Genomic DNA, 10,469 nt, shown 5'->3' with positions numbered 1-10,469 from the left:
GGCCCCCCCCGGCGGCCGGTACGTCGGCGACGCGGGACCGTCGACCGGCCGCCGGGACCGGTCAGGGACGGTCGAGCGGGTCGGCGAGGAGCCGTTCGAAGGCGAGTTCGGCGGCGCCGAGGAGGGGAGCGTCCGGGCCGAGTTTCGGGGTCCGCAGGCGGACGTGTTCCAGGCAGGCGGGCAGGGCGTTGGCGTTGAGCCGGCTGCGTACCTGCGCTGCGGAGGCCAGATAGAGGTCGCGCATGGTGCCGCCGAAGATGACGAGCTCCGGGTTGAAGATGTTGACCAGGTTGGCCACCCCGAAGCCGAGCCAGTCCCCGGCCTGTCGGACCGCCGTCTGGGCGGTCGCGTCGCCCCGGTCGGCGGCGTCGAAGACGCCCAGCAGCGCCTCCCGGCCCCGGGAGCCCGACCGTCCGGCGGCGAGGAGCAGCCCGTGCTCGCCGATCTCGGTCTCCCAGCACCCCTGCCGACCGCACTCGCAGCGTCGGCCGTCCCGGACCACCACCATGTGGCCGACCTCGCCGCCGTAACCGCCGTGCCCGGTGAGCCGTCGCCCCCCGGTGATGATCCCGGCCCCGACCCCGACGTCGCCGTAGAGGTAGATGACGTTGTCGCAGCCCGCAGCGACGCCCCGGATGTGCTCGGCGAAGGCCGCCACGTCGGCCACGTTCCCGGTGGTCACCGGCACGTCACTGCCGAGTTCGGCGGCGAGCGTCGACCCGATCGGCTCGTCGACCCACCCGGTGGTGGGGCTCAGCCGGACCAGACCGTCCTCGCGGCGGACCATGCCGCAGACCGCGACGCCCGCGCCCACGCAGACCGCGTCGGTCGGTACCGCCTGGTGCATTTCCTTGACCGCCCCGGTCAGCAGCGGAGCGGCGTCGGCGGCCAGCAGGTCCCGGGGGCGGTCCAGCTCCCGCTGGTCGAGCAGGACCCCGCCCAACCCGACGCGCGCGGCCCGCAGCCGGTCCACCTCGATCGAGTACGCGTACGCGTAGATCCGTGCCGACTCGGGCCGGACGACGAGCGACGGTCGTCCGCCCCGGCCGGTCTCCTTCGGTGCCCCCTCGCTGACCAGGCCGGCCCCGGCCAGGTCGGCGGTGAGCGCCCCGATGGTGCTGCGGTTGAGCCCCAACCGGTTGGTCAGCTCTGCGCGGGTGGTGGCACCGTGCACGTGCACGTACCGCAGCAGGGCACCGAGGTTCTGCCGACGGATCTCGTCCTGGGTCGGTCCTGTACGCATCCGGTCGGTGCTTCCTGTGCAGCGGCGTCAACGGGTGCCGGTGGCGACGGCCCGTCGACGTGACAGGGCGTCGACGCTCGCGGCGAGCAGGAGGACCACCCCGGTCACCACGAACTTCGTCCCAGCGCTGTAGCCCAACAGACCCATCCCGTTGTCGATGACGGCCACCACCGCGCCGCCGAGCACCGCGTCGAGCACCCGGCCCTTGCCCCCGAAGAGGCTGGTGCCGCCGATCACCGCCGCGCCCACGGCGTAGAGCAGAACGTTACTACCCCCGGTGTTCGGGTCGACCGAGTTCCCCCTGCTCGCGGCCACGATCCCGCCGACGGCGGCCATCGCCGAGCAGATCACGAAGACCGAGATGCGGATCCGGTCGACGTTGATCCCGGCGCGTCGGGCGGCCTCCCTGTTGCCGCCGACGGCGTAGACGTGCCGGCCGTAGCTGGTGCGCTGGAGGACGAAGGTCCAGAAGATCAACAGGACCGCGATGATCGGGACCACGATCGGGACGCCCTTGAGCGAGGTGACCAGCACGTTGCGGCTGCGTTCGAGGTTCAGGATGTAGACGGCCACGCCGAGGATCAGCGCCAGCCCCCCGACCCGGGCCAGGACCACCGGCATCGGGTCGGTGAGCAGCCCGCGCGCCGACCGGGTGCGGTACCTGTTGAGCTGCACGAGCGCGTACCCGCCGACGGCGACCGCGACGAGCAGCCACCCGACCAGCGGGGGCAGGTTCCGGTTGGCGATGGCGAGCAGGACGTCGTCGCGGATCGCGATGTTGCTGCCCTGGTCGATCAGGAGCAGGACGACGCCCTGGAAGCCCAGGAAGGCGGCGAGGGTGACCACGAAGGACGGAATCCCGATCTTGGAGACCAGGAAGCCGAGGAAGGTGCCGATGAGTACGCCGGTGGCGATCGCCGCGACCACCGCGACGTACCACGGCTGGCCCAGGACGGTGGCGATGTTGGCCAGGATCGCCGCGCAGACCCCGCTGGCGAAGCCGGCCGAGAGGTCGATCTCCCCGAGCAGCAGGACGAAGACCAGCCCCATGGCGATCAGGGTCACCGCGGCACCCTGGGTGAACAGGTTCGCGAAGTTGCCGGCGGTGAGGAAGGTCGGCCGCATGACCGAGAAGACGGTGCAGAGCACCACGAGTCCGAGGACGGCGGGCAGCGATCCGATGTCGCCGCCGCGTACCCGGTTCCAGTAGTTCCGGACGTGTTCGGCGACGGTCGGGGCGGGGGCGACCGCCGCCGGGCCCTTCTTCTTGACGACGGTGGTGGTCATCGGACGGCTCCTGGGGTGTGCGAGTCTGCGGGTGCGGCACCGACACCGCCGGCCGGGGCGGCCGGGTCGGCGGACAGCCCGAGATTGCCGGAGCGTCCGGCGGTGATCAGCTCGACCACCTGTGCGTGGGTGATCTCGGTGGTCCTCACCTGGGCGACCATCTGGCCGAGGTAGAGCGCGGCGATCCGGTCGGAGACGGCGAAGACGTCGTTCATGTTGTGCGAGATGAGGATGACGGCCAGGCCACTGTCGGCCAGCCGGCGGACCAGTTCGAGCACCTGGGCGGTCTGCGCCACCCCGAGCGCGGCGGTCGGCTCGTCCAGGATCACCACCCGGCTGTTCCAGAGCACCGCCTTGGCGATCGCCACCGTCTGCCGCTGCCCGCCGGAGAGGCTGGCGACGTGCTGACGCAGCGACTTGACGGTCCGTACGCTCAGTCCGGCGAGGGTCTCGGCGGCGAGCTGCTCCATCGTCGGCTCGTCGAGCACGATGCCGTTGCGCTTCTCCCGGCCGAGGAACATGTTCTGGACGATGTCCAGGTTGTCGCAGAGCGCCAGATCCTGGTAGACGATCTCGATGCCCAGGTCGGCGGCGTCCCGGGGGCTGTTCACAGTCACCGGCTGGCCGTCGAAGAGGAACTCGCCGGAGTCGGTCGGGTAGATGCCGCTGATGCACTTGACCAGCGTCGACTTGCCGGCACCGTTGTCGCCGACGAGGGCGGTCACCTCCCCGGCGTGGGCGGAGAGGGCGACGTCACGCAGAACCTGGACGGGACCGAAGCTCTTGTCGATCCCGCGTAGCTCCAACAGGGGGGTCCCGGACACGGGGTCTCCTTCGTCTCACGGAGGGGAGGTCTCGATCAGCTGTGCACCGCAGCGCCGCCCGGCACGCTGGTGGTCGTGCCGGGCGGCGCTGCCGTCGACGGCGGTACGGGTCAGCTGATGCCCGCGTCCGCGCAGAGCTTGGCGAAGGAGCCCTCGCAGAGCTTGGCCTTGTCGACGTAACCGTCGGCCACGACGTCCTTGACGTTCTCCTTGTAGATCAGCTTCGGCTCCAGCAGGCGGGCGGGGACGTCCCGGCCGCTCTCCGGGTCCCTGACCGTCTGCCCGGTGTCCTTCCTCTCGCCCTTGGCGATGGAGATGGCCAGCTCGGCCGCCGCGTCCGCCTCCTGCTTGACCGCCTTGTAGACGGTCATGCACTGGTCACCGGCGAGGATGTTCTGCAGGCCCTGAAGGTCGGCGTCCTGACCGGTCACCGGCACCCTGCCGTTGAGCTTGTTCTTCTTCAGCACCGAGATGGCCGCGTTGCCGAGACCGTCGTTTGCCGAGAGCACCCCGTCGATCTTGCCGCCGGTCTGGGTCAGCATCTGCTCGAAGAGCGTGGCCCCCTGCGCCGGGTCCCAGTCCGGCACCGACTGCTCCGGGCCCTTGGTGTACTCGCCGCTGTCGAACTTCGGCTTCAGGACGGAGTCGTACCCGGCCTTGAACAGGGTGGCGTTGTTGTCCGTCGGCGAGCCGTTGAGGTAGGCGATCGTCGGCTTCTGGACGCCCTGGTCGGCCAGGCACTTGCTCAGGCCCTCGCCCTGGAGCTTGCCGACCGCCTCGTTGTCGAAGCTGACGTAGTACTCCGCCGAACCGCCCAGGGTCAGCCGGTCGTAGTCGATGGTGGCCACGCCCTGCGACTTGGCCTTGTCCAGCACCGCCTTGCCGGTGCCGGAGTCCAGGTTGACGATCATCAGGACGGTCGCCCCGTTGGTGATCATCTGGTCGGCGATGGTCTGGAACGCGTTCTTGTCGTTCTGCGCGTTCTGGATGTCGTACTCGACACCGGCGGCCTTGAACGCCTCTTCCAGGAACCGGCGGTCGGCGGTCTCCCAGCGGGCCGAGGACTTGCTGTCCGGCAGGATGACGCCGATCTTCGCCTTGGTGTCGCTGCCGGCCTCGGTCCCGGCGGAGTCGTCGCCGCAGGCGGTCAGGCTGCCGGTGGCCAGCAGGCCCACGGCGGCGACGGTGAGGAAGCCCTTGCGCATGTGCACGGGTCCTTTCGGGGGGTGGGTTTCGACGTGGCGGTGGTTTGTTGTGTCCGGCAACGTATTCCGGGTCACACTTCGCCCGCAAGGCCATCGAGGCCAGAAAATTGTTGGCGGCGGTAACAATCCCGCAACGTGCCCGTCGCCGAGGCCGGTCAGGCGGGGGCTTCGACAGCGGTCGGTGGGGACGTACGGCCGGTCAGGCGGGGGCGGCGATGGGGGCGACGGTGGCCCCGGTGAGGGTGACCAGGTCCGTCGGGGCGAGTTCGACCTGGAGACCCCGGCGCCCCGCCGACACGTACACGGTGTCCCGCTCCAGCGCCGACGAGTCGACCACTGTGGGCAGCCGTCGGCGCTGGCCGAGCGGGCTGATCCCACCACGGACGTACCCGGTGACCCGCTCCGCGACCGGCCGCTCGGCCAGGACGGCCCGCTTGCCGCCCGTCGCCGCCGCGAGCCTCCTGAGGTCGAGTTCCCCGGTCACCGGGACGACAGCCACCACCAGGACCCCGTCGACCTCACCCACCAGGGTCTTGAACAGCCGATACCCGGGCACCCCGAGCGCCTCGGCGACCGACGCCCCGTAGTGCGGCGCGTCCGGCGACACGTCGTACTGATGAAGGCGGTGGGTGATCCCCTGTCGGGTCAACAGTGCCGTCGCCGGCGTACCCCGTCCCGCCATGCCCCCACGCTATACCCGCCCCGCCCCGCCGTGCCCTGCCCGCCGTGTCCTGTCGGCCGGCGGGTGGTTCAGACCGGTCGGCAGACCAGGACGGTGGGGGCGGCGGCGACCCGGGTCAACACCAGGCTGGCCGGGAGGTCACCGGCGAGCCGCAGGTCGCGGCGGAGCTTCTCGGGCTCCAGGGCAGACCCGCGCTTGAGGATCTCCACCCGGCCGACCCGCCGCTCCCGCAGCAGGCCCCGGAGCCGTTTGAGGGAGAACGGCAGCACGTCGGTGACCTCCAGACACCGGGCGTACGGGGTGTCGACGGCCCGGTCGGCGTAGAGGTAGGCGATCGTCGGGTCGGCGAGGGTGGCGCCCAGTTCGGTGGCGAGTTCGGCGACCAGGTGGGCGCGGACTACTGCGGGGTCGGGGTCGTACAGGTAGCGACCGACCGGCCCGACTGGTGCCTCGGCCGTCCCGTCCCCGGTCAACCCGTACCCTCCGGTCACGCCACCCACCCCCGCCCCGCTTCCCGCCGCCGCCCCCGCTGATGGTCGGTGAGAAGGGGAGCCTTCTATACCGCAGGCGTTAACAGGGGGCCCTTCCTTTCGGAGGAGGGTGGCGCGGCGGGGGGACTCGGCGAGGGGGCCGCACCAGAGGGCGGCCTCGACCAGGTCACCGCCCACGCTCACCCACTCGGCCTCGGCCCCGGCCGGGATCAGCGCGTGGTCGATCCCCGGGGCCACCTTCACCACTGTGCGGGGGACCCGTTCGGCCAGCCCGGTGACGAAGTCCCAGGGCGGGGAGTACGAGTTCGGGTCGAAGATCCGTCGACCGGTGCCGCCCCGTCGACGGGCCGGGTCGCAGAAGACCGCGTCGACTGTGGTCACGTCGAAGGTGGTGGCGTCGCCGCAGGTCACTGTGAACAGGTCGGCCAGCCCGGCGGCCTCGGCGTTGGCGGCGGCCATCGCGGCGGTGAGCGGGTCGGCCTCCACGCCGTACACCCGGATGCCGCAGCGGGCGGCGGCGAGCGCGTCGGCCCCGAGGCCGCACCCGAGGTCGGCGAGGGTCCGCACCCCGGCGGCCCGCAGCCGGTCGGCCCGCCGCCGGGCGACGACCCCCCGGGTGGCCTGTTCCAGGCCGGGGCGGGTGAGGAACATCCCGGCGGCGGCCGGGCCGAACTTCCCGACCGCCCGCCGGCGCAGCTCCGCCTGGGTCAGTGCGGCGGCGGCGAGGCCGGGTGCGACGCCCGTCGTGCGGAGCGCCGCCGCCGCGTGCAGCGGGTCACCGCCGGCCAGCCGCGCGGCCTCGGCGAGCACCGCCGACCCCTCGGGGGTACGCAGCGCGGCAAGCTGTTCCAGATCCACCCGGCCATTGTCGCGGGCCGGTCGACAGCCGACGTCCCCACCCGTCGGCCCCGACTGTTCCGTCGATTCCGTCGGTGTCCAACCGGCTCCTGCGTCGCAGGGTGGGGATCCGGTCACGCTCTGGCGAGCGACTGTCGGCGTGTTGCGGTCGTCAGTGCGAAAGCCTGGCGGCGGTGGTCGAGGGGGTGGCGGGGGTGGACACGACGGGGGTCTGGTTGGCACTCTCCTTGACGGAGTGCTAGCCGAGGAATAACCTGCGATTAGCACTCTCACCCTGAGGGTGCCAGCGTCCTGACCCCTGTGGTCGGGGTGCTGAACGCCAGGCGGACCGACACCCGCGACGACGGCCCCGCCCGGTGGCATGTGGCAGATTGACGCTGGTCGGATTGTCGACCGGCTACGAAACTCAATACCCCAGGAGGGTATGCCCGTGACTACCGCGACCAAGGTTGCGATCAAGCCGCTCGAGGACCGGATCGTGGTCCAGGCGAACGAGGCTGAGACCACCACTGCGTCGGGCATCGTGATTCCCGACACCGCCAAGGAGAAGCCGCAGGAGGGCACCGTCCTCGCCGTCGGCCCGGGTCGTATCGACGACAAGGGCAACCGGGTTCCGGTCGACGTGCAGGTCGGCGACGTCGTCCTCTACTCCAAGTACGGCGGCACCGAGGTCAAGTACGCCGGCGAGGAGTACCTGGTCCTCTCCGCGCGCGACGTCCTCGCGGTCATCGAGAAGTAACCAACCGATCCGTGTCGCTGCCCCGGTCCGGCTCGCCGGGCCGGGGCAGCGACGCTTCGAAGGGACATTGATGGCGAAGATCCTGAGCTTCTCGGACGACGCCCGGCACCTGCTGGAGCACGGTGTCAACGCCCTCGCGGACGCGGTCAAGGTCACTCTCGGCCCGCGCGGGCGCAACGTCGTCCTGGACAAGAAATTCGGTGCGCCGACGATCACCAACGATGGTGTGACCATCGCCAAGGAGATCGAGCTCACCAACCCGTACGAGAACCTCGGCGCGCAGTTGGTCAAGGAGGTGGCGACCAAGACCAACGACGTCGCCGGCGACGGGACCACCACCGCGACCGTCCTGGCCCAGGCGATGATTCGCGAGGGTCTGCGCAACGTGACCGCCGGATCGAACCCGATCGGGCTGAAGCGTGGCCTGGACGCCGCCGCGCAGAAGGTCTCCGAGGCCCTGCTGGACCGGGCGGTGGAGGTCTCCAGCAAGGAGTCGATCGCGCACGTCGCGACGATCTCCGCGCAGGACGCCACGATCGGCGAGCTGATCGCCGAGGCGATGGAGCGGGTCGGCCGCGACGGTGTGATCACCGTCGAGGAGGGCTCCGCCCTGCACACCGAGCTGGACGTGACCGAGGGTCTCCAGTTCGACAAGGGCTTCATCTCGCCCAACTTCGTCACCGACGCGGAGTCCCAGGAGTCCGTCCTCGAAGACGCGTACATCCTGATCACCACGCAGAAGATCTCGGCGATCGAGGAGCTGCTGCCGCTGCTGGAGAAGGTCCTCTCCGACAGCAAGCCGCTGCTGATCGTCGCCGAGGACGTCGAGGGACAGGCGCTCTCCACCCTGGTGGTCAACGCCCTGCGCAAGACCGTCAAGGTCTGCGCGGTGAAGGCCCCCGGCTTCGGTGACCGCCGCAAGGCGATGCTCCAGGACCTGGCGATCGCCACCGGGGCCGAGCTGGTCGCCCCGGAGCTGGGTCACAAGCTCGACCAGGTCGGCCTGGAGGTGCTGGGCTCGGCCCGGCGCATCGTCGTCGACAAGGAGACCACCACCATCGTCGACGGTGGCGGGCAGTCCTCGGAGGTCTCCGACCGGGTCGCGCAGATCCGCAAGGAGATCGAGGCCACCGACTCCGACTGGGACCGGGAGAAGCTCTCCGAGCGGCTCGCGAAGCTCTCCGGCGGCGTCGCCGTCATCAAGGCCGGGGCGGCGACCGAGGTCGAGATGAAGGAGCGCAAGCACCGCATCGAGGACGCCATCGCCGCGACCAAGGCTGCCGTCGAGGAGGGTACGGTCCCTGGCGGCGGTGCCGCCCTGGCGCAGATCCTCCCGGTGCTCGCCGACGACCTCGGCTTCACCGGTGACGAGAAGGTCGGTGTCTCGATCCTGCGCTCCGCGCTCGTCGAGCCGCTGCGGTGGATCGCCTCGAACGCCGGTCACGACGGGTACGTCGTGGTCCAGAAGGTCGTCGGCCAGGAGTGGGGCAACGGCCTCGACGCCGCCACCGACTCCTGGGTCGACCTGGCCAAGAGCGGCATCATCGACCCGGTGAAGGTGACCCGCAACGCGGTCACCAACGCCGCTTCGATCGCCGGACTGGTGCTCACCACCGAGAGCCTGGTGGTGGAGAAGCCGGAGAAGGCCGAGCCGGCCGCCGCCGGTGGTCACGGCCACTCGCACGGCCACGGCCACCAGCACGGGCCGGGCTTCTGACCCACCCGCACCTCGTGCAGTAGGAGAACCCCTTCTCGCCCGTCGAGGAGGGGTTCTCCCGTCCCGGAGGTCAGACCAGGTCGGTGAAGGGTGGCGGCGGCCCGAGGTAGGCGACCTCAGGGGCCAGCAGGACCACCCAGGCGGGCCGGTAGGCCGGGCCCCGGCGGTCCATCTCCTTCTGCAACTCGGTACGCCCCGGTCCGCCGTGCCTGTCGACAGGGAGTCCGGCGGGCCACGAGTCGTAGTGGCGTTCGACAGTGAAGTCGTCGGCGGTGGTGTCGATCCGGAGGAAGATCCACCGGCCGTGCTCCGGGTCCGCCTCCGCCCGGTGCAGTCGGCGTACCCGCTCCACGGCCTCCTCGACGACTGCCCACCGGTCCTCGTCGGGTCGGGCGGCCGGGGGTGTGCCGCCGCTGTGCTGGCGCAGCGCCCCGTCGGTCACCGTGAAGGTCACCGAGCACCGGCCGTCACCCGCCGGGGAGCGATCGCGTGCCCACCCGACGAGCGCGGCGAGTTCCGGGGTGTCGGTGGGGGTGGGACGCTTCGCCTCGACGGCCTGTCGCATCGCCGCCCAGACCAGTGCGTCGTGCCCGTCGTCGCTGAGGGCGCGGACCAGCCGGTCCGGTACCTCGGTGCCGGCAGCAACCGTCGGCGGCACCGTCGTGGGGGTGAGCCCGAATCGGGCCGCCATCGCCGTTCCCGCACCCGGATCGACAGGCCGGGGGCGGATCCGGCCGAGCAACCGGTCCAGGGCGGACTCGTCGACAGTGGCGGCGGTGGCGGCGGCGAGCAGCCGGTCGGCCTCCACGGTCACCTCCGCCCGTTCGGTCGGCTCGTCGGTCGGGTGGTGTCCGCCCCACTCGAAGACCACCTCGCCGAGTTCCCGCCGGGCCTGCTCGGCGTCGAGGACGGCCCGGGCGCTGGCCCGCAGACCGTCGTCGAGGGACGGGTCCGGGTACGGCACCCGGGTCCACCCGCCGTCGTACCAGTAGACGTAGCCGAGCTCGTCGCTCTCGGCGTGCCGGGTCAACTCGGGCCAGGGCAGCCAGGCGGGCGCCCCGGCGAGCAGGTCGAGCGGGGGGCTCGCCCAGGTGGTGTCGCTGTACTCGTGGTCGTAGCCGAAGAGCACCGCCCGGCCGCCGTCGACGAGCACCAGACGGGCCCAGTTGCCGCCGTGGTCGTCGTGGTGGGCGCCGTTCGCGTCGCACCAGTACACGTCGTCGTTGCCGAGGGTGGTCAGGGCGGCGGCGAGGGCACCCCACCGGGCCCACAGCGTCGGGGGATCCGCGATGTCGATTCGCATCTGCCGGATCCTCGCAGAACCCTCCGACACCGGCGCGGGTGCGGCCCCGACACCGGCGCGGGTGCGGCCCCGACACCGGCGCGGGTGCGGCCCCGACACCGGCGCGGGTGCCGGGGCCGG

At 71.4% G+C, this 10,469-nt stretch carries 9 protein-coding genes; 2 read left to right on the top strand and 7 right to left on the bottom strand.

Features of this window, described 5'->3' with window-relative positions; translation table 11 throughout:
• Positions 1-61: 61 nt before the first annotated feature.
• The 6 genes from ABT336_RS25285 to ABT336_RS25260 all read right to left on the bottom strand — a co-directional run bounded on the left by ABT336_RS25285 (position 62) and on the right by ABT336_RS25260 (position 6,590).
• Positions 62-1,243 carry an ROK family transcriptional regulator gene (locus ABT336_RS25285; protein ID WP_350899748.1) on the bottom strand — a complete coding sequence of 394 codons (1,182 nt, stop codon included), beginning with the start codon at positions 1,241-1,243 and terminating at the stop codon, positions 62-64.
• A 27-nt stretch (positions 1,244-1,270) separates the two neighbouring features.
• Positions 1,271-2,530 carry a sugar ABC transporter permease gene (locus ABT336_RS25280; protein WP_350899747.1) on the bottom strand — a complete coding sequence of 420 codons (1,260 nt, stop codon included), beginning with the start codon at positions 2,528-2,530 and terminating at the stop codon, positions 1,271-1,273.
• Entirely contained in the window at positions 2,527-3,354 is an 828-nt protein-coding gene (locus ABT336_RS25275) for an ATP-binding cassette domain-containing protein (RefSeq protein ID WP_350899746.1), read from the bottom strand. Before ABT336_RS25275 ends, ABT336_RS25280 begins: the two co-directional genes overlap by 4 nt.
• A gap of 110 nt (positions 3,355-3,464) precedes the next feature.
• The gene (locus tag ABT336_RS25270; protein WP_350899745.1) at positions 3,465-4,559 is read right to left on the bottom strand and encodes a sugar ABC transporter substrate-binding protein; all 1,095 of its coding nucleotides are present in this window, start codon (positions 4,557-4,559) and stop codon (positions 3,465-3,467) included.
• Between the two features lie 199 nt (positions 4,560-4,758).
• Positions 4,759-5,241, bottom strand: coding sequence for a Cys-tRNA(Pro) deacylase (gene ybaK, locus ABT336_RS25265; RefSeq protein WP_350899744.1), 483 nt, complete (start codon positions 5,239-5,241; stop codon positions 4,759-4,761).
• A gap of 68 nt (positions 5,242-5,309) precedes the next feature.
• The gene (locus tag ABT336_RS25260) at positions 5,310-6,590 is read right to left on the bottom strand and encodes a THUMP-like domain-containing protein (protein ID WP_350899743.1); all 1,281 of its coding nucleotides are present in this window, start codon (positions 6,588-6,590) and stop codon (positions 5,310-5,312) included.
• Between the two features lie 430 nt (positions 6,591-7,020).
• Between ABT336_RS25260 and groES the strand changes: the two genes are divergently transcribed.
• A complete protein-coding gene (groES, locus tag ABT336_RS25255) occupies positions 7,021-7,329 on the top strand; it encodes a co-chaperone GroES (RefSeq protein WP_502891264.1) in 309 nt (102 codons plus the stop codon).
• 70 nt (positions 7,330-7,399) lie between these two features.
• Entirely contained in the window at positions 7,400-9,046 is a 1,647-nt protein-coding gene (gene groL / locus ABT336_RS25250; protein WP_350899741.1) for a chaperonin GroEL, read from the top strand.
• 70 nt (positions 9,047-9,116) lie between these two features.
• Here the strand turns inward: groL and ABT336_RS25245 are convergent, their stop codons facing one another.
• Complete coding sequence (locus ABT336_RS25245) at positions 9,117-10,349, bottom strand: hypothetical protein (RefSeq protein ID WP_350899740.1); 1,233 nt, start codon at positions 10,347-10,349, stop codon at positions 9,117-9,119.
• Between the last annotated feature and the right edge of the window lie 120 nt (positions 10,350-10,469).

Origin of the sequence: Micromonospora sp. NPDC000207, from assembly GCF_040300925.1 — a bacterium.
In the GTDB taxonomy this organism is placed as follows: domain Bacteria; phylum Actinomycetota; class Actinomycetes; order Mycobacteriales; family Micromonosporaceae; genus Micromonospora.
The sequence above is the reverse complement of the archived record's forward strand: the minus strand, read 5'-3'. Positions and strand labels throughout refer to the sequence as shown.